The 20,060-nt window shown below is 67.4% G+C and carries 14 protein-coding genes; 7 read left to right on the forward strand and 7 right to left on the reverse strand.

From position 1 onward, the window contains the following. Positions 1–115 precede the first annotated feature (115 nt). Positions 116–937, forward strand: coding sequence for a DUF3014 domain-containing protein (locus AC5P5S_RS05535; RefSeq protein ID WP_059035203.1), 822 nt, complete (start codon positions 116–118; stop codon positions 935–937). A 181-nt stretch (positions 938–1,118) separates the two neighbouring features. Further along, positions 1,119–3,704 carry an ATP-dependent chaperone ClpB gene (clpB, locus tag AC5P5S_RS05540; protein WP_012481080.1) on the forward strand — a complete coding sequence of 862 codons (2,586 nt, stop codon included), beginning with the start codon at positions 1,119–1,121 and terminating at the stop codon, positions 3,702–3,704. A gap of 72 nt (positions 3,705–3,776) precedes the next feature. On the opposite strand, the gene AC5P5S_RS05545 is transcribed toward clpB, so the two are convergent. The 3 genes from AC5P5S_RS05545 to AC5P5S_RS05555 form a co-directional block, all read right to left on the reverse strand. Continuing rightward, a complete protein-coding gene (locus tag AC5P5S_RS05545; protein ID WP_012481079.1) occupies positions 3,777–4,577 on the reverse strand; it encodes a MipA/OmpV family protein in 801 nt (266 codons plus the stop codon). A 140-nt stretch (positions 4,578–4,717) separates the two neighbouring features. Continuing rightward, positions 4,718–6,007 carry an ATP-binding protein gene (locus tag AC5P5S_RS05550; RefSeq protein WP_062605795.1) on the reverse strand — a complete coding sequence of 430 codons (1,290 nt, stop codon included), beginning with the start codon at positions 6,005–6,007 and terminating at the stop codon, positions 4,718–4,720. After that, a complete protein-coding gene (locus AC5P5S_RS05555; RefSeq protein WP_005414287.1) occupies positions 6,004–6,741 on the reverse strand; it encodes a winged helix-turn-helix domain-containing protein in 738 nt (245 codons plus the stop codon). Before AC5P5S_RS05555 ends, AC5P5S_RS05550 begins: the two co-directional genes overlap by 4 nt. 182 nt (positions 6,742–6,923) lie before the next feature. Here AC5P5S_RS05555 and AC5P5S_RS05560 point away from each other — a divergent pair, with 182 nt between their 5' ends. Continuing rightward, positions 6,924–8,210: an O-acetylhomoserine aminocarboxypropyltransferase/cysteine synthase family protein gene (locus tag AC5P5S_RS05560; protein ID WP_049395423.1), complete on the forward strand. Its 1,287-nt coding sequence runs from the start codon at positions 6,924–6,926 to the stop codon at positions 8,208–8,210. A 529-nt stretch (positions 8,211–8,739) separates the two neighbouring features. Here the strand turns inward: AC5P5S_RS05560 and ybaL are convergent. Together ybaL and AC5P5S_RS05570 are read right to left on the reverse strand one after the other, a co-directional pair. Further along, positions 8,740–10,437 carry a YbaL family putative K(+) efflux transporter gene (gene ybaL / locus AC5P5S_RS05565; RefSeq protein ID WP_005414286.1) on the reverse strand — a complete coding sequence of 566 codons (1,698 nt, stop codon included), beginning with the start codon at positions 10,435–10,437 and terminating at the stop codon, positions 8,740–8,742. A gap of 201 nt (positions 10,438–10,638) precedes the next feature. Further along, positions 10,639–13,026 (reverse strand): TonB-dependent receptor plug domain-containing protein, encoded by a 2,388-nt coding sequence (locus AC5P5S_RS05570; protein WP_062605797.1) that lies wholly within the window; start codon positions 13,024–13,026, stop codon positions 10,639–10,641. Between the two features lie 335 nt (positions 13,027–13,361). On the opposite strand from AC5P5S_RS05570, the gene AC5P5S_RS05575 reads away from it, so the two are divergent. Beyond that, positions 13,362–15,227: an ABC-F family ATP-binding cassette domain-containing protein gene (locus AC5P5S_RS05575; RefSeq protein ID WP_005414284.1), complete on the forward strand. Its 1,866-nt coding sequence runs from the start codon at positions 13,362–13,364 to the stop codon at positions 15,225–15,227. A 78-nt stretch (positions 15,228–15,305) separates the two neighbouring features. On the opposite strand, the gene ampR is transcribed toward AC5P5S_RS05575, so the two are convergent. After that, positions 15,306–16,172, reverse strand: coding sequence for a LysR family transcriptional regulator AmpR (gene ampR / locus AC5P5S_RS05580; protein WP_062605799.1), 867 nt, complete (start codon positions 16,170–16,172; stop codon positions 15,306–15,308). Positions 16,173–16,347: 175 nt separating this feature from the next. Here ampR and blaL2 point away from each other — a divergent pair, with 175 nt between their 5' ends. From blaL2 to AC5P5S_RS05595, 3 genes are all read left to right on the forward strand, one after another. After that, positions 16,348–17,259, forward strand: coding sequence for a L2 family extended-spectrum class A beta-lactamase (gene blaL2 / locus AC5P5S_RS05585; RefSeq protein ID WP_012481073.1), 912 nt, complete (start codon positions 16,348–16,350; stop codon positions 17,257–17,259). An 85-nt stretch (positions 17,260–17,344) separates the two neighbouring features. Then, positions 17,345–18,559 (forward strand): cation:proton antiporter, encoded by a 1,215-nt coding sequence (locus AC5P5S_RS05590; protein WP_005410765.1) that lies wholly within the window; start codon positions 17,345–17,347, stop codon positions 18,557–18,559. Positions 18,560–18,612: 53 nt separating this feature from the next. Continuing rightward, a complete protein-coding gene (locus AC5P5S_RS05595) occupies positions 18,613–19,254 on the forward strand; it encodes a hypothetical protein (protein ID WP_062605801.1) in 642 nt (213 codons plus the stop codon). A 49-nt stretch (positions 19,255–19,303) separates the two neighbouring features. Here AC5P5S_RS05595 and AC5P5S_RS05600 read toward each other — a convergent pair whose 3' ends face one another. Further along, positions 19,304–20,026: a DUF3011 domain-containing protein gene (locus AC5P5S_RS05600; protein ID WP_062605803.1), complete on the reverse strand. Its 723-nt coding sequence runs from the start codon at positions 20,024–20,026 to the stop codon at positions 19,304–19,306. Positions 20,027–20,060 lie beyond the last annotated feature (34 nt).

The raw sequence follows: 20,060 nt of genomic DNA on the forward strand, positions 1-20,060 counted from the left end.
TGTGAGCACGGCCTTGCTGCAGGCCTCAACCCGAACGGCAGCGGAACAGGCGGGGAACCGGCTGCAATCGGTGGGGTCACACCTTCATCATGCGTGTGAAACGAGGTGCTGCATCATGCAGAGTGGAAAGGCGGTATGGCCCTGGGTGTTGGGCGTGGTGGTAATCGGTGGCGCGGGAGGTTGGCTGTTCCGCGATCAGCTGAAGCGCCTGGCAGACGGTGTTTCGGTGCCGGTGCAATCAACCCCCGCCAGTACCAGCGCGCCGCCACAACCGCAGGCGGCCGCAGAACCCGCGCCAGCACCGCCCGCGATCAAGCATCCGCTGGATACCGAGGCCGCAGCCGATCCGGCGCTGCCGAAGCTGGCTGACAGCGATACGGCCGCCTGGGGTGCATTGACCCAGTTGTTCCAGGGCGAGGGGCCACTGACCCTGCTGCTGCGCGATCATCTGATCCAGCGCCTGGTCACCCAGGTCGACAACCTGGACAAGCCCAGCGTGCCGCCGACCGCGCTGGCTGCGCGGCCGCTGCCGGGCAACCTGCAGGTCGAGCCTGGCGAGGGCGGCGAGCACATCGCTGCCAGCAACGGCGCGCGCTATGCGCCCTACGTGCAGGCCTTCACCGCGCTGGACCCGGCGGCAACGGCTACTGCCTACAAACGCTTCTATCCGCTGATCCAGCAGGCCTATGTGGACCTGGGCCGGCCCGAGGGTTACTTCAACGACCGCCTGGTCGCGGTGATCGACCACCTGCTGGACACCCCGGAACTGGCCCAGTCCCCAGTGGTACAGCGCGATGAACGCGGCCGCTACCGCTTTGTCGATCCCACCCTGCAGTCGCGCTCGATCGGGCAGAAGGCGCTGCTGCGGATGGATGCCGCCCAGGCGCGGGCGGTCAAACAGCAGCTGAGGGCGATCCGCAGCGCGATCACCCGCTGAGCCCGTTCACCGCGTAGAACTGATCGGGATCAACGCGCCGACCACGCCGGTTCCGGCATGCTGGCCGCAGCCTGACTGGCCTCGGGGTGCAGTCGCAGCCACCCTTGAAACCGGGTGGGGCAACCGCATCTTTCCAGCATCGCCGGCGCGGGCCGGCCCTGATGACCGATGAGGATTCGCAATGCGGATGGACAAGCTCACCTCGCGTTTCCAGCAGGCGCTGGCAGACGCACAGTCGCTGGCCGTGGGCCGCGACAACAGCATCATCGAACCGGTTCACCTGTTCAGCGCGCTGCTGGACCAGCAGGGTGGCAGCACGCGCCCGCTGCTGGCCCAGGCCGGGGTGAACGTGCCGGTGCTGCGCGAGCGCCTGACCGAGGCGCTGGATGCGCTGCCGAAGGTGTCCGGCCAGGCTGGCAACGTCTCGATGGGCAACGACCTGGGGCGCCTGCTGAACCAGACCGACAAGCTGGCCCAGCAGCACGGGGATGCCTTCATTGCCAGCGAGTGGTTCGTGCTGGCGGCGCTGGACGACGGCGGCACGCTGGGCATGGCGCTGCGCGCCGCCGGTGCCGACAAGACGCGCCTGCAGGCGGCCATCGACAAGCTGCGCGGCGGCGAGAACGTGCAGTCGGAGAATGCCGAGGAACAGCGCCAGGCGCTGGAGAAGTACACCATCGACCTGACCGCGCGTGCCGAGAGCGGCAAGCTCGACCCGGTGATCGGCCGTGACGAGGAAATCCGCCGCACCATCCAGGTGCTGCAGCGCCGGACCAAGAACAACCCGGTGCTGATCGGCGAACCCGGCGTGGGTAAGACCGCGATCGTCGAAGGGCTGGCCCAGCGCATCATCAACGACGAAGTGCCCGAAGGCCTGCGCGGCAAGCGCGTGCTGTCGCTGGACATGGGCGCGCTGATTGCCGGGGCCAAGTTCCGCGGCGAATTCGAGGAGCGCCTGAAGGGCGTGCTCAACGACCTGGCCAAGAACGAGGGCCAGATCATCCTGTTCATCGACGAACTGCACACCATGGTCGGCGCCGGCAAGGCCGATGGCGCGATGGATGCCGGCAACATGCTGAAGCCAGCGCTGGCACGCGGCGAGCTGCACTGCATCGGCGCCACCACGCTGGACGAATACCGCAAGTACATCGAGAAGGATGCTGCGCTGGAGCGTCGCTTCCAGAAGGTGTTCGTGGGCGAGCCGTCGGTGGAGGACACCATCGCGATCCTGCGCGGCCTGAAGGAAAAGTACGCGGTGCACCACGGCGTGGAGATCACCGATCCGGCCATCGTCGCGGCTGCGACGTTGTCCAACCGCTACATCACCGACCGCCAGCTGCCGGACAAGGCCATCGACCTGATGGACGAAGCCGCCTCGCGACTGCGCATGGAGATCGACTCCAAGCCGGAAGAGCTGGACCGCCTTGAGCGCCGGGTGATCCAGCTGAAGATCCAGCGCGAGATGCTGAAGAAGGAGAAGGACGAAGCCTCGCGGCAGCGCCTGGCCGACCTGGAGAACGACATCGACGGGCTGGAGCGCGAGTTCTCCGACCTCAATGAAATCTGGAAGTCGGAGAAGGCCGCGCTGCAGGGCGCGACCAAGATCAAGGAACAGGTCGAGCAGGCCAAGCTGGAGCTGGAGGCCGCGCAGCGCCGCCAGGATTTCGCCAAGATGAGCGAGATCCAGTACGGGCTGTTGCCGCAGCTGGAAAAGCAGCTGGCCGCGGCCCAGGAGGCCGAGCACAAGGACTTCAAGCTGGTGCAGGACCGCGTGACCGACGAGGAGATTGCCGAGGTCGTATCGCGCTGGACCGGCATCCCGGTCAACAAGATGCTCGAAGGCGAGCGCGACAAGCTGTTGCGCATGGAAGAGGTACTGCACAACCGCGTGGTCGGCCAGGAAGAAGCGATCAAGGTCGTCTCCGATGCCGTGCGCCGTTCGCGTGCGGGCCTGTCCGATCCGAATCGCCCGGCCGGCTCGTTCCTGTTCCTCGGCCCGACCGGCGTCGGCAAGACCGAGCTGTGCAAGTCGCTGGCCGAGTTCCTGTTCGACAGTGCCGACGCGATGATCCGCATCGACATGAGCGAGTTCATGGAGAAGCACAGCGTCGCCCGTCTGATCGGCGCGCCTCCGGGTTACGTGGGCTACGAGGAAGGTGGCTACCTGACCGAGGCCGTGCGTCGCCGTCCGTACTCGCTGATCCTGCTGGACGAAGTGGAGAAGGCGCATCCGGATGTGTTCAACATCCTGCTGCAGGTGCTGGACGATGGCCGCCTGACCGATGGACAGGGCCGCACCGTGGACTTCCGCAACACCGTCATCGTGATGACCTCGAACCTGGGCTCGCACCAGATCCAGGACATGAGCGCCGACGACAGTCCGGAGGCCTACACGCAGATGAAGGCGGCGGTGATGGGCGTGGTACAGGCGCACTTCCGTCCGGAGTTCATCAACCGCCTGGACGACATCGTGGTGTTCCACCCGCTGGACAAGCAGCAGATCAAGCAGATCGCGCGCATCCAGATGCGTGGGCTTGAGAAGCGGCTGGCCGAGCGCGGATTGAAGCTGGCGGTCTCCGATGCGGCGTTCGACCTGCTCGGCAACGTCGGCTTCGATCCGGTCTATGGCGCGCGCCCGTTGAAGCGTGCAATCCAGTCGCAGCTGGAGAATCCGCTGGCGCAGCAGATCCTGTCCGGTGCTTTCGTCAACGGCGATACCATCGAAGTCGGAAACGACGGCGGCCGCCTGGTGTTCGCCAAAGCGTGATTCACACGGGGCGCTGCCTGGCCGCAGCGCCCCGTTTCCTGCGAAGTGGGCCGGGCCATGCCCGGCGCTCACTCAGAAGCGGTGCGTATAGCCGCTCATCAAGCCGAACTGGTTCGCCTTCTGCACGATCGGGCTGTCGGCGGCATCACCGAGCAGGCGCGTGCCTTCGGCCGAGATGTACCAGTTGCCGTTGCGGCCCACGCGGTGGCTCCACTTCAGGCCGACACCGGCACTGACCAGGCCGGCCTTTGGCTTGTGCTCGGCAAAGCCGGTACGCGCCGCCTGTTCCGGGCTGACGCCGTACCAGGTCTGCATGTAGCCGCGGTTGCCGTAGTCGGTGGACACGCTGCCGCTGATCACGCCGCCGGCCAGGTCGAACAGCGGCATGCTCAGGTTCAGATGGATCTGCTGGGTGGCCAGGCCGTTCTCGGCCTTGTCCTCGTCCTTGCGGGTGAACTGCCAGGAGCCGCTCAGCACGGCTTCGCCCAGCGTATAACCAGCCGAGACGCCGACCAGGGGACGGGCATCGATATCACCCATGCCGCGCAGGAAGTCGGAACCGCCGAGCAGCGAGTCCTTTTCCTTGCGGATGCCGCTGGCGCCGACATACGCGCGCACGCGGGTGTGCTCGCCGATGGAGGTGCCCCAGCCAATGCCACTGGTGCCCAGAAACCATCCACCCGGCGAGGTGACATCAAAGGACAACGACGGCGTCGCACGATACTCCTCGCTGCCGCTGTAGCGCGGCGCCACGCCACCGCCGGCAGCGACCTCGAAGGTCCAGTGGTCATCCTTGGCGTGGGCGATCGGTGCGGCGAACAGCGGCAACAGGGCCAGGCAGAGCAGGGCTGGGGAACGGCGAAGCTGGGACATGGAAACTCTCGACAATGGGAGGAAGGCAGCACGCGCATCCGGCGAGTGCTGCAGGGTCGCTAGCGTGGCGATACGCCGGCGACCGATCCGTCCGCAGTTGTGCGGGAGTTGTAATCAACTGTAATCGCGCCCAGGGGCGTTCAGCTGGCAGCCAGCGGCCAGTGCATTTCCATGCGCGCGCCGCCCAACGTGGCGCGGCTGATGCGAAGTTCGCCGCCGTGGCGGACGGCAATGCGGCTGACGATGGCCAGGCCCAGGCCGAAGCCCCCGGTATCGCGGCTGCGGCTGTCATCCAGGCGGGTGAACGGGCGCATCACCTTCTCGCGATCGGCTTCGGCAATGCCGGGACCGTCGTCATCCACACGCAGGCAGGCGCGGCCGCTGACACCGACCAGCGAGACTTCCACCTGCGAACGCGCATGGCGCAGCGCATTGCCCACCAGATTGCTGAGTGCCAGCTGCAGCAGGCGCGGCTCGGCATCCACCCGTGGCAACGCGCTGGGCTGCACGCGCAGTATCACGCCGGCACGTTCGGCATTGCGGCGCGCATCGGCCAGGCAGGCCTGCAGCCAGTCGTTGGCTTCGATGCGCTGCATCGGCTCGCCCTCGCTGGGATGCTCCAGCCGTTCGTAAGCCAGCAGTTCGCTGACCAGCCGGTTGAGTTCGGCCAGATCGCCGTGCAGGCCCCGCGCCAGCCGTTCGCGGCGTTCGCGGTCATCGCTGTCCTGCATCAGGTCCAGGCCGAAGGCCACGCGCGCGATCGGCGTGCGCAGCTCGTGCGAGATCGCATGGGTCAGGTCGCGCTGGCGCTGCACCAGTTCGGCCACGCGTGCCGCCATGCGGTTGGAGTGGTCGACGATGACCCGGATCTGCGAGCGTGGCGAGACCTGGGCACGTGCCTGCAGATCGCCCGAACCGATGCGGTCGGCATGCCGGCGCAGCGCTTCCAGGTCGCGCCAGAGCAGGCGCACCCACGCGTACAGGCTGGCGCCCACCAGCAGCAGGATGCTGAGGTAGGCGGCGATGGTCATGTACGTCGTCATCTGCACCGCGCCAGGCAGGCGCAGGTGCAGCCAGCGGCCATCGCTGCCCTCGATGGGCAGCAGGACCTGCTGGTATTGATCGCGCACGATGAAACCATCGGCCTTCACGGCCACCTGTTCCTGCGCGTCGAGTGCGGGAGGTTTGTCGAGCAGGGTCAGGGCGATGCCGTAGTGTGGCTGCCACTGCCGCAGGCGCTCACGCTGCTGGTCGGCATCCAGGCCGGCCAGGCCACTGCGCAGGGCGTACACCTGACCACGCACCTGCTGGACGAAGACGCGATCCTGCACGGGCGTGTAGATGCCGTCCAGGATGTGGTTGAGGAAGAACACCGACACCAGGAAGCAGGCACCCGTGATAAACCACAACCACAGGAACAGCCGCTTCATGCCGTCCAGGCCGACGGATTGAACTGGTAGCCACGGCCCCACACGGTCTTGATCCGCCGCGGTTCGCGCGCATCATCACCGAGCTTGCGGCGCAGCTTGCCGATGCTGACATCGACACTGCGGTCCAGGCCGTCAAAGCCGATGCCGCGCACCGCCTGCAGGATCTGGTCGCGCGACAGGATCTGCCCCGGCTGGCTGGCCAGCAGCCACAGGATCTCGAATTCCGTGGTGCCCAGCTCGACCGGTTGACCGTGCAGGTGCACTTCGCGCTGCATGCGGTCGATCAGCAGTTCGCCATGCATCAGACGGCTGGGTGTACCGGTGTTGCTGCTGCCATGACGGCGGCGCAGCAGGGCGCGCAGGCGGGCCAGCAGCAGGCGCGGCTCGATCGGTTTGTGCACATAGTCATCGGCGCCCGATTCCAGGCCCAGCACCTGCTCGATGTCGTCTTCGCAGGCGGTCAGCATCAGGATCGGCACGTCGGAGAAGCTGCGGATCTGCCGGCACACGTCGATGCCGCCGAGGCCGGGCAGCATCAGGTCCAGTACCACCAGCTCGGGCGCATGCTGGCGGCAGGCCGCGCCGGCAAGGTCACCGCGTGCCACATGCTGCACGGCGAAACCATGTTCGTGGAGATAGTCGCTGACCAGCTCGGCCAGGCGACGGTCGTCCTCCACCAACAAGACCTGGGTCGGGGTGCCGTTGGCGGTGGGTGTCCAGGGGGATGGCTGCATGCGCGTGGGGCCTCCGTGCCCGGGCAGGAGCGCCCGGCGGCGAAGCCTATCAACGCTCCGTGACCGCTGCCTGAATCGCGGCCAACCTGATAACCCCCGGTATGGACGTCATCGCCAGCAGCTTTCAGCGGCGGGCGACGGCTGGCCTATGGTGGCGGTTTCCCCGGATGGAGCCTGGCGCAATGAGCGACCCGCAGTGGCAACTGGAAACCCTGGCCGTGCACGGCGGCTACCGTCCCGACCCGACCACCCGCGCGGTGGCGGTGCCGATCTACCAGACGGTGGCGTATGCCTTCGATGACACCCAGCATGGCGCCGACCTGTTCGACCTGAAGGTGCCGGGCAACATCTACACACGCATCATGAATCCCACCACCGACGTGCTGGAGCAGCGCCTGGCCGCGCTGGAAGGTGGCATCGGCGCGCTGGCGCTGGCCTCGGGGCAGGCGGCGATCACCTATGCCATCCAGACCATTGCAGAGGCCGGCGACAACATCGTCGCCTCCAGCGCGTTGTATGGCGGCAGCTTCAACCTGCTGGCGCACACCCTGCCGCAGTACGGCATCCAGGCGCGCTTTGCTGATCCGGCTGATCCTTCTGCGTTCGCCGCGCTGATCGACGAGCGCACCAAGGCGGTGTTCGTCGAATCGATCGGCAACCCGCGCGGCAACGTCACCGACATCGCTGCGATTGCGGAGGTCGCGCACGCCGCTGGCGTGCCCCTGATCGTCGACAACACCGTGGCCACGCCGTTCCTGCTGCGCCCATTCGAGCACGGCGCCGACATCGTGGTGCATTCGCTGACCAAGTACCTGGGCGGCCACGGCACCAGCCTCGGCGGCGCGATCATCGATTCCGGCCGCTTCGACTGGACCGCACAGCCCCAACGCTTCGCGCGGCTCAACCAGCCCGACCCCAGCTACCACGGCGTGGTCTATACCGAAGCCCTGGGGCCAGCGGCCTACATCGGCCGGGCGCGGGTGGTGCCGCTGCGCAATACCGGCGCTGCGTTGTCGCCGTTCAATGCGTTCCTGATCCTGCAGGGCATCGAGACCCTGGCCCTGCGCATGGAACGCATCAACGCCAACGCACTGGCCGTCGCGCAGTTCCTGAAGTCACACGCAAAGGTGGCGTGGGTGCGCTATGCCGGGCTGGCCGACGATCCCGAGCACGCCGCCGCGCAGCGCTATCTGGGTGGGCACGGCTCGGGCGTGCTGACCTTCGGCCTGCCGGGCGGGCGCGAGGCAGGCGCACGTTTCCTTGACGCGCTGAAATTGTTCACCCGCCTGGTCAACCTGGGCGATGCGAAGTCACTGGCCACCCATCCCGCCTCGACCACCCACCGCCAGTTGGATGCGGCGGAGCTGGCCAAGGCCGGCGTCAGTGAAGACACCGTGCGGCTGTCGATCGGCATTGAACATATCGGCGACCTGCGTGCCGACCTGGAACAGGCCCTGGCCGGCGCCTGATAGCCACACGCTTGGTCGTCATCGCCACAGGCGATCACCACCGGTGCCGCGATGCGCTACGGTGGAACTGCCTCTCCAAGGCGTGGCAACGTGGCGATCCAGATCCCCGGTCGATGCGGGTCGACCGGGGATTTTTCTGTTTCCGAGGTCAGATCCGTTTTCCTGTGGAAAATGGATCTGACCCCATGCACCGCCGTGTCGACCAAGGTCGACACCTACCAGAGCAGGACGCCGTTCCGGCAGATCGCAGGAATCTGTCGAAGGCGGGGTGGGTCCGGTGGCGGGAGTGTCCGCGGCATGGGCCCGAGGCATGCCTCGGGCGGGTTGGGCAGGACGCCCAACCCTGGTCTTGCCGTGTGTGCAAGGACTGCACACACGAGCAAGCCGCGGCCAAGCCCCCATGGAAGGGTTTACGGCGTCTTCCGCCACCGGACCCACCCCGCCATCCCACGGAATGCCTGCTTTTGCCGTTGCAGTTGAAGTTGCTTCAGCAGGTGCAGGGCTGCGAGCCCTGCCGCACGCACACCCCTCACACCACCGGAATACTGTGCTGGCCCAACCCGCGATACGGCGGCGTGGCCATCACCATCTCCGCCAGCGAATACGCCAGCTCACGTTCGGCCATCACTGTGCCATCCGCACCGTGTTCCAGCAGATGCTTCACCTCGGCGTCGCTGTGCGCACGCGCCAGCAGGGTCAGGTCCGGGTTGATCGCCCGCAGCTTGGCCAGTGCCTCACCGGCTTCCAGCGGCTGCGGAATCGCCAGCACCGCGATCTTCGCGCGTTCCGGATGGGCCTCGGCCAGCACCCGGTCGGCAGCGGCACTGCCGCGGATCGCCGCCAGGCCCTTGGCGTGCGCCTGCTCGACGTGTTCCTTGTTGTCATCGATCACCAGCACCGGCACGCCACGGTCGCGCAGCACCTGCGCCAGTTCGCTGCCCACCCGGCCATAGCCGATCACGATGGCGTGGTCATGCAGGTCGCGCGACGGGCCGATCGCTTCGGGCGGCTCGGGTACCTGCGGAGACTGCTCCTGCTTGGCCTGCCAACGGTCGAGCAGGCCGAACACCAGCGGGTTGAGCATGATCGACACCAGTGCCCCGGCCAGCACCAGCGACTGGCCTTCCTTCGGCAGGATCTGCAGCGCCACGCCGAGGCCGGCGATGATGAAGGCGAACTCGCCGATCTGCGCCAGGCTGGCCGAGATGGTCAGCGCGGTGCTGGTCGGGTGGCCGAACGCACGCACGATGAAGAACGCGGCGGCCGACTTGCCGAACATGATGATCAGCACCGTGGCCAGCACCTGCCACGGGTGCTGCACGATGATGTTGGGGTCGAACAGCATGCCGACCGACACAAAGAACAACACCGCGAACGCATCGCGCAGCGGCAGCGAATCATGCGCGGCCTTGTGGCTCAGCTCCGATTCGTTGAGCAGCATGCCGGCAAAGAACGCGCCCAGCGCGAACGAGACGCCGAACAGCATCGCCGAGCCGAACGCCACGCCCAGCGCGATCGCCAGCACGGACAGGGTGAACAGCTCACGCGAACCGGTACCGGCGATGCGTTCCAGGATCCACGGGATGACCCGGCGCCCGACCACCAGCATCACCGCCACGAACAGGCCCAGCTGCACGAAGGTCCAGCCGATGTCGGCCAGCACGCTGCCCAGCGAGTGCGATTCCTTGGCCGCGTCGGGGCCGAACACGCCGGCCATCACCGGCATCATCACCAGTGCCAGCACGCAGGCCAGGTCTTCCACGATCAGCCAGCCGACCGCGATCTTGCCGCGCATCGTCTCCAGCAGGCGGCGTTCTTCCATCGCCCGCAGCAGCACCACCGTACTAGCGGTGGCCAGCGAGAAACCGAAGATGACGCCATGGATGGCCGGCCAGCCCATCAGCGAGGCCACGCCCCAGCCGAGCAGGGTGGCCACTGCGATCTGCCCAATGGCACCGGGAATGGCGATGGCCTTGACCGCCATCAGGTCCTTCAGCGAGAAGTGCAGGCCGACACCGAACATCAGCAGCATCACGCCCAGTTCGGCCAGCTGGTTGGCCAGCGCCTGGTCGGCGACGAAGCCGGGGGTGAACGGACCTACGCAGATGCCAGCAACCAGGTAACCGACCAGGGGAGACAAGCGGAGCTTGTTGGCCAGCGCGCCGAAGATGAAGGCGAGCCCCAGGCCAACGGCAACGATGTTGATCAGGTCGGTGTCATGGTGCATCGGCACTCGCAGAAAGCAGGGGGATACCCCGATTTTCACCGAAGCGGCCAGATACGGCAAACCCGCCGTCCACGTGCGGTGGCCGGCGGGTTTGTCCACGCATTTCTCCTCTACCCCCGCCATCGGCGCGCCCCTTCAACAAGAAGGGGCGCTCCTCCAGACGCGGCCCGGGGTACGCCGGCCAGCAGCCGGCTCTACCCCTTACCAGGTGTACTTGATCCGCCCGTACACATATGCGCCGTTGAAGCCGAACGGCGAGTAGTTGCTGTAGGGCAGCATGCCGAAGGTCGAGTTCTGCAGGTCTTCGGTGCGGTCCGGGTACTTGTCCAGCAGGTTGTCGGCGCCCACGGTCAGGGTCCAGTTGCTGCTCGGCTTGTAGCTGGCCGAGGCATCCACCACCCATGCATCGCCGTAGGTCTGGTCACGCAGCGCGGTGGCCGAGTTGCGCACGGTGAATTTGCCGTAGCGGGTGGCGGCCAGGCCCAGTTCCCAGTGGTCCGAACGCCAGGTGCCGCTCAGGATCGCCTTGTCGCGCGGGTAGCTGTCCTCGATGCGGCCAATTTCGTCGCGACCGATCAGCGACTGGGTCAGGCCCAGCGTTCCGAACACCGCCGGGGTGCCGCCAACGCGGCGCACTTCGGTGTCGTTGTAGCTGTACGCAGCGGTCAGCTCCAGGCTGCTGGCGTTGAACGGCACCGTATAGCTGGACACGAAGTCGACGCCACGGGTGCGCGTATCCAGGCCGTTGGTGAAGTAGGAGAACGCGGTCACCTGCGGCAGGCCCAGGGTGCCCAGCAGCGCGCTGGTGGCCGCGTTGGTGGTGATGCTGGACGACAATGCGATGCGGTCATCGATGTCGATCTGGTAGGCGTCGACGGTGATATACAGGCGGTCGACCGGCTGCAGCACCAGGCCCAGGCTGTAGGAGGTGGAGGTCTCGGCCTTCAGCGGCGAGGCGCCCAGCGCCTGCGCGGCCGGGCTGGTGGTCGGGAAGGTGCCACGCTCGACGAATACGCCATTGAGGAACTGGCTGGTGACCGCCTGGTAGCCCTGCTGCGCCAGCGACGGTGCACGGAAGCCACTGGAGGCGGTGGCCCGCAGCGCGACCTTGTCGGTGAATGCATAGCGCGCCGACAGCTTGCCGGAGAAGCGGTCGCCGAAGTCCGAGTAGTCCTCGTAGCGGCCGGTGATGCCGGCCGAGAACTTCTCGGTCAGGTCCGCTTCCAGGCCAGCATAGACCGCGTAGTTGTGGCGGTCCGCATGCACTTCATTGGTCGGGGTGAAGCCCGCGAAGCCCTGCGCGCCACTGCCGGTGTACGAGTTCAGTTCGCCCGGGTTCTGGTCCCACTTTTCCTTGCGGTACTCACCACCGAAGGACAGCGTGACCGGGTAGGCCAGGCCCCAGTCCAGCGACTTGGTCAGGTCGGCATTGAAGATGTCCTGCTGGTATTTCAGCGTGCCGTCGTAGAACGAGCGCGGGCTGGTTGCGCCGAGGCTGTAGTTGATGCTGTTGCGGGTGTGGAAGTCGAGGGTGTTCTCACCGTGGTTCAGGCTCAGGTCCCAGGTCCAGCCGTTGTCGGTGTTGCCCTTGACCCCGGCCACCAGCGAGCGGTCCTTCGAATACTGGTTGATCTCCGGCACGAAGCCGTCGGGGTAGGTCTGCGCCAGCAGCGCGCTCTGCCCGCTGTGGTTGCGCGAACGGTAGAACGCGAACGAGGTGATGTCGCGGTTGCTGAGCAGCGCGCTGGCGTAGCCGGTCACGTGGTCGCTGAAGTCGAAGCTGGCGTTGGCCGACGCGGCGGTGGCATCCACGCGCGGGTCGCCGACGATGAAGGTCTTCTGGCCGATGCTGGGGAAGTTGCCGGTGTTCGGGGCGGCGCCGCGGTACGGGCCGGCGCGGTTGCTCTCGTCCTGCTGGCTGATCTGGCCAGCCACGTGCACGCGACCACGGCCGTTGCCGAACTCGACGCCGGTATCGCCGGAGAGCTGGTACTTGTTGCCGTCACCGGCCGAGTACTGGCCGTAGTCCACGGCCAGGCTGCCGCCACGGCCGCTGCCCTTGAGCACGATGTTGATGACGCCTGCAATGGCGTCCGAGCCGTACTGTGCCGACGCACCGTCGCGCAGCACTTCCACACGCTCGATGGCGGCGATCGGAATCGCATTGATGTCCACCGCCGACGAGCCACGGCCGATGCTGCCGTTGACGTTGATCATCGCCGAGGTGTGGCGGCGCTTGCCGTTGACCAGCACCAGCACCTGGTCCGGCGACAGGCCGCGCAGCTGCGCCGGGCGCACGCCACTGGTGCCGTCGGTCAAGGCCGGGCGCGGGAAGTTCAGCGAGGGCAGGGCGCGCGACAGTGCGGTGGCCAGTTCACTGGTGCCGGTGGACTGCAGCACTTCAGGGGTGATGATGTCGATCGGCGACTGCGATTCGGCGACGGTGCGGTCGGCCACGCGGGTGCCGGTGACGATCACCGTGTCCAGGGTGTTGGCGGCGGTGCCGGCCTGCTGGGCAGCGGCAACGAACGGAGAGCCACCGAGTGCGACAGCGACGGCGGCGGCGATCAGGCTGGTCTTGCGGGTCATCGGGATGGGGCTCCGGTTGGCGGGGGTGGCACCGGAATCGACATCACGGGGGTGAGGCGGACGGCGGTTGTTGCGGTGCGCAAGGCAGGAATTAACGGGATATTCAGTGCCTGTCAAATGGTTGCAACAGGAAAAAACGTTGCAGCAGCAACCATTTAGCGGCAGAGGGCAGCGGCGGGAGGTGGGGCCCGGGGGCTGCGCGGGGCCGACGAGGGAGAGAGTTGGCCTGCCGCCGCGCATCCCGGGGCGCGTCAAGTATTCGTTAACGCTAGAATTACGTCGCAGGAACAGTGCTCACCAGCACATTCCATCCGGTTATATGGACCCCTCCCCCGATGATCTCCCTTCGTAATTTCGCCTTGCGCCGCGGCGAGCGGCTGCTGTTGTCCAATGTCGACCTGACCCTGCACGCCGGTTACAGGGTGGGCGTGGTCGGCCGCAACGGTGCTGGCAAGTCCAGCCTGTTCGCGGCGGTGAAGGGCGAGCTGGAGGCCGACAAGGGTGACGTCGACCTGCCCGGCAAGGTCCGTATCGCCAGCGTGGCCCAGGAAACCCCGTCGCTGCCGGACCCGGCGCTGAGCTTTGTGCTGGGCGGGGATACCGATGTGGCTGCGGTGCTGGCTGAAGAGGCTGAAGCAACCGCGCGCGAAGACTGGGAGGCGGTGGCCAACGCGCACACGAAGATGGCCGAGATGGGGGCCTACGACGCCGAAGCGCGCGCCGGCAAGCTGCTGCACGGCCTCGGTTTCCCGGCCGAGACCCACCACCGCGCGGTGTCCTCGTTCTCCGGCGGCTGGCGCGTACGCCTGAACCTGGCCCGCGCGCTGATGATGCCCAGTGACCTGCTGCTGCTGGACGAACCGACCAACCACCTGGACCTGGACGCGGTGTACTGGCTGGAGCAGTGGCTGCTGAAGTACCCCGGCACCCTGCTGTTGATCTCGCATGACCGTGAGTTCCTCGACAACGTGGCCACCCACACCCTGCACCTGCACGGCGGCGGCGCCAAGCTCTACCCGGGCGGTTATACCGATTTCGAGCGCCAGCGCGCCGAACAGCTGCGCCAGCAGCAGATCGCGCACGAGAAGGAACAGGCCGAGCGCGCCCACCTGCAGAGCTTCATCGACCGCTTCAAGGCACAGGCCAGCAAGGCCGCGCAGGCGCAGAGCCGCATGAAGCGCCTGGCCAAGCTGGCCGGCACCGAAGCAGTGCGCGCCGAGCGCGAGTTCCGCATCGAGTTCGCGCCGCCGGCCAAGCTGCCGTTCTCGCTGATCCGCCTGAACCATGTCGAGGCCGGCTACGGCAAGGACGCAGTGATCCTGCACAACGTCGGCTTCGGTCTGGAAGCGGGCCAGCGCATTGGCCTGCTCGGCCCGAACGGTGCCGGCAAGACCACCCTGGTGAAGACCCTGGTGGGCGAGCTGGCACCGATCGTCGGCGAGCGCATGGCGCACCCGGACCTGAAGATCGGCTACTTCGCCCAGCACACGGTGGAGTCGCTGCACGAAGGCCAGTCGCCGATGGAGCATTTCCGCGAGATCGCCCCGGACGCACCGAACCAGTCGTTCCGCGACTTCCTCGGCAAGTGGAACTTCCCGGGTGACCGCGCGTTCGAGCCGGTCGATGGCTTCTCCGGTGGCGAGCGCGCACGCCTGGCGCTGGCGCTGATCGCCTGGCAGCAGCCGAACGTGCTGCTGCTGGACGAACCGACCAACCACCTTGACCTGGAAATGCGCGAAGCGCTGGCCGAAGCATTGGCCACCTTCGAAGGCGCGATCGTGATGGTCTCTCACGACCGCCATCTGATCGGCCTGGTCTGCGATACCTACTGGCGCGTGGCCGATGGCGTGGTCGAGCCGTTCGATGGCGACCTGGATGCCTACGCCGCGTGGCTGCGTACCCGCCCGCAGGCGCAGGGCACCAAGGCGCGCATGGAACAGGTGGAAGAGCCGGTGGTGGTCAAGACCGCCCCGGTGGCGCAGGTGGTGCAGAAGAAGCCGGTGAACCCGCACAAGCTGGCCGCCGCTGAAGCCAAGGTGGCCGAGCTGGAAGGTGCCCTGGCCGAGCTGGACCGCCAGCTGGCCGACCCGGCCAACTACGCCGATGCCACGCGCATGGCCGTGCTTGGCCGCGATCGCGAAACCGCCGCCGCGCAGCTGGAAAAGGCCGAAGCCGCCTGGATGGAACTGCTTGAGTCCTGACCGGTAGTGCCGGCCGCTGGCCGGCAGCGCGATGCGCCCACAACGATCAAGGGATTGCCGGCCAGCGGCCGGCACTGACTACGCGCCCTGTGCCTGCAGCCACTCGCGGAACCGCTTGGCCGGCTCACGTTCGGCACGCGATCGCAGCCGCGTCAGCCAGTAGCGCCCCAGCTCCAGCGTGGTGCTGAACGGCTGCAGCAGGCGACCCTCGGCCAGTTCCTGCTCGAACATGCGCAGCGGCAGCAAGGCCACACCGGCGCCACCGGCGGCCGCCATCGCGACCGTCAACGAGGAATCGAATACCGGCCCGCGCGCTTCCACGCCGCTGACCCCGGCCGCCTGCAGCCAGCGCGGCCATTCGTCGCTGCGGTAGGAACGAAGCAGCGGCAGCGTGCCCAGGTCGCGTGGCTGTTTCAGGCGCCGCGCCAGCGCCGGTGCGCACAGCGGTGCAAACGGCGCGTCGAGGATCGCCGTGCACGCCTGGCCCTGCCAGTCGCCATCACCAAAGCGGATCGCCAGGTCCAGCCCTTCTCCGGCCAGGTCGATGCGATTGTTGTGGGTCTGCAGGCGCAGCTCGATGTCCGGGTGCGCTGCCTCGAACGCGGCCAGCCGTGGCAGCAGCCAGCCGGTGGCGAAGGTGCCGACCACGCCCAGGGTCAGCACTTCACGCGCAGGTCCGCCGGTGTAACGCGCGATGCTGGCGGAGATGCGCTCGAACGATTCGTTGAGCACCGGATACAGGGCCGCGCCTTCATCGGTGAGCGCCACGCCGCGCGGGAGGCGATGGAACAGGCGGATGCCGAGCCGGTCCTCCAGCCCACGGATCTGGTGGCTCAGTGCGGCCTGGCTGACACACAGCTCCAGCGCGGCACGGGTGAAGTTCTGGTGGCGGGCGGCGGCCTCGAAGGCGCGCAGCGCGTTCAGTGGCAGGGCAGGGTGCAACATCGCGCAGTCGTGAGCTGGAGTGATGGATGATCCTAACGCTTCAACGAGACATTTCGGAAAATTAAGGGGTTGAATGCGTCAGGCATTAATTGAACTAATGTCTCTCGCAGATTTTTTGCGCTGGTCGCCCCCGATCAAGGCTTCAATAATCGAGCAGTCCCCCAGGAGAACCCGCATGCTCGCCCGTCGCCGATTCCTGCAGTTCAGTGCTGCCGCCGTGGCTTCCTCGCTTGCCTTGCCGCTGCTGGCACGTGCAGCGGGCAAGGCCACCGCCAACGCACCCACCGATGCCGCCATCACCGCCGCCAGTGATTTCGCCGCGCTGGAAAAGGCCTGCGCCGGACGCCTCGGCGTGACCCTGCTGGACACTGCCAGCGGTCGCCGCATCGGTCATCGCCAGGACGAGCGCTTCCCGATGTGCAGCACCTTCAAGAGCATGCTGGCGGCCACCGTGCTCAGCCAGGCCGAACGCATGCCGGCATTGCTGGACAGGCGCGTGCCGGTGGGCGAGGCCGATCTGCTCTCGCATGCACCGGTCACCCGCCGCCACGCCGGCAAGGACATGACCGTGCGCGACCTGTGCCGTGCCACGATCATCACCAGCGACAACACCGCCGCCAACCTGCTGTTCGGCGTGGTCGGTGGCCCGCCCGCAGTGACCGCGTTCCTGCGCGCCAGCGGCGACACGGTGAGCCGCAGTGACCGCCTGGAGCCGGAGCTGAACAGCTTTGCCAAGGGCGACCCGCGCGACACCACCACGCCGGCGGCGATGGCCGCGACCCTGCAGCGCGTGGTGTTGGGCGAGGTACTGCAACCGGCTTCGCGGCAGCAGCTGGCCGACTGGCTGATCGACAACGAAACCGGCGACGCCTGCCTGCGCGCGGGCCTGGGCAAGCGCTGGCGCGTGGGTGACAAGACCGGCAGCAATGGTGAAGACGCGCGCAACGACATCGCCGTGCTGTGGCCCGTAGCCGGAGGCGCCCCGTGGGTGTTGACGGCTTATCTGCAGGCGGGCGCGATCAGCTACGAGCAACGCGCTAGCGTGCTGGCACAGGTGGGGCGGATTGCCGACCGGTTGATCGGATGAGGTAACCGGGGTCATTCAAACGTGGCTTGCCGGATCGGTTCGGCGCGCGCATCCTGCGCGCGTTCGAACCACACGGAAGTCCCCCATGAGCCATGAACTGATCTACCTGCTGCTGATCTTCGCGCTGCTGGTGATTCCGCGCGCGCTGCAGCGTTTCAGCCTGCCCGCGCCGCTGACCTGCCTGCTGTTCGGCATCATCGGCATGCTCTGGCTGGGCGACCAGGCCCACGATGCGGTGATCGGCCTGCTGGCCACGCTGGGCATTTCCTCGCTGTTCCTGTTCGCCGGCCTGGAAGTGGACCTGCAGGCGCTGCGCCGTGGCATGTGGCCGCTGCTGGCGCACCTGGTGATCCGTACCGGCACGCTGTTCGGCGTGGGCTGGCTGGCCTGGCGCTATGCGGGGCTGCCGTGGCAGGCCGCGGGCCTGTTGGCGCTGGCGCTGCTGACGCCGTCCACGGGCTTCATCATGGACTCGCTGTCGCGGCTGGGCCTCAGCGAAGACGAGCGGTTCTGGGTGACCAGCAAGGCCATCGCCGGCGAACTGCTGGCGCTGGCGGCGTTGTTCATCGTGCTGCAGGCCGGTGACCCAGGGCACATGGCGTTGTCCAGCCTGGCACTGCTGGCGATGATGATCGGCCTGCCGCTGCTGTTCATCGCGCTGGGCCGCTGGGTGGCACCGCACGCGCCGGGCTCGGAATTCTCGCTGCTGGTGATGGTCGGCATGGTGGCGGCCTACATCACCTACCTGCTGGGCGTGTACTACCTGGTTGGCGCGTTCATCGCCGGGCTGGTCGCGCGCCTGCTGCACCAGCGCATGCCGCTGCTGGCCTCGCACGAGAACCTGCACGCGCTGCGCCTGTTCGCCTCGTTCTTCGTGCCGTTCTACTTCTTCAACGCCGGCACCAAGGTGCCCGCCGAAGCGCTGAGCTTCGAGGCGCTGGGGCTGGGCATCGTGATCACCCTGGTGGTGCTGCCGCTGCGCATCGGCGTGGTCTGGCTGCAGCGCCGGGTGATGTTCGGCGAGAGCTTCCGCAGCAGCCTGCGGGTCTCGCTGGCGCTGGCACCGACGCTGATCTTCACCCTGGTGCTGGCGGCGATCATGCGTGAGCGCTTCCAGATTCCGGCGGTGCTGTTCGGTGCGCTGCTGCTGTACGCGGCGCTGACCACGCTGTTGCCGTCGCTGGTGTTCCGTACACCGTTTGACGTTGATCCGGTGGAGCAGGAGCCGGCCGGCGAGGGCGAGGCCGCACCGGTGGCGGCGACCGAAGCACTGCCGGCAGCACCGTCTGCCGAGCGCTGAGCGGGACTGGCGCGCGGTTTGCGCCCATCGTCCATGGCCGTTAGGGTTGGGGCATGAGACCGATTGCCGTTGCCACTACTGCCGCCCTCCTGCTCAGCCTCGCTGCGTGCACGCAGCGCTCCGATACAGTCGCTCATGACCTGGCGACCGCACCGGCCGATGCGTTCATGGCCGCCGTCGCCGCACATTGCGGCCAGGCCTACGTCGGCAAGGTGGTGGAGGACACGCCTGCACCGACCTCCAAGGATCCGTTCGCCGGGCAGCGCCTGGTCATGCATGTGCGCGGCTGCGCCGACCCGGCGCACGAGCTGCGCATCCCGTTCCATGTCGGTGATGACCACTCGCGGACCTGGGTGCTGACCCGCACGCCGAACGGGCTGCGGCTGAAGCACGACCATCGCCACGAAGACGGCAGCCCCGACGCGATCACCCTGTACGGTGGCGACAGCACGCCGCCGGGCACCGCCGAGCGCCAGCAGTTCCCTGCTGATGCCGATTCGGTGGCGATGTTCCGCCGTGCCGACATGCTGGCTTCCACGCACAACACCTGGGCGATGGAGATCGATCCGGACCAGACGTTCGTCTACGAACTGACGCGCCCGGACGGCCGCCGCTTCCGCGTGCAGTTCGACCTGAGCAAGCCGGTCGACCTGCCACCGCCACCGTGGGGCGACGACACAGCACCCGCGCCGTGATCCCGGGGTCGGATCCCTCCTGCGGAGGGCTCTGACCCCGACCCTGCACTCATCGCGTGCCGAAGCGCGCCCGGCAGCCGTTGCTCACCCACACCTGGCCACGCGAGTAACCCCAGCTGCGGCCTTCCTGGCAGGCGCTGCCCGACAACTGCTGCTGCAGCACCGGCCGGCCCTGGCGCTCATCCCAGTCGCAGGTCTGCGAGCGGTTGTTGTTGCTGCTGCAGGTGACGGAATAGTTGCTGTTGCCACCGCCCCAGCCGCGGGCCTCGGCGAATTCGGCGCGGCAGCCATTGCTGACCCATACCGCGCCGTTGCGCACGCCCCAGGTACGGCCCTCGTCGCAAGGGCTGCCGGACAACTGGCGGACCAGGCGGGCATTGCGCCAGCCGACCTGGCAGCTGCGCTCGCGGTTGTTCTGGCTTTCGCAGCGGATGGTCTCGCCGGGCCGACCGTTGTTGCCTCCCCAGCCACCGCCATTGCCGCCGCCCCAGCCACCACGGGCCTCGACGAACTCGGCGCGGCAACCATTGGTCACCCAGATGCTGCCATTGCGGCTGCCCCAGGAGCGCCCTTCCTCGCAGGGGCTGCCAGACAACTGACGGACCAGCTGCGCGCCGCGCCAGCCGGTGTTGCAGACCCGTTCGCGGTTGCTCTGGCTTTCGCAGCGGATCACCCCGTTCTGCGCAGAGGCGGACGGGGCGGGCAGGGCAAGGGTGCCCAGCGCACCCAGGCTGAGGGTCACGGCCAGGCTGGCCAGGGACAGCGGTTTCATGGCGGCATCCCATACGGTGGCAGGTGCCCGACTA

Source organism: Stenotrophomonas sp. YJH_SMC_54, from assembly GCF_059368435.1.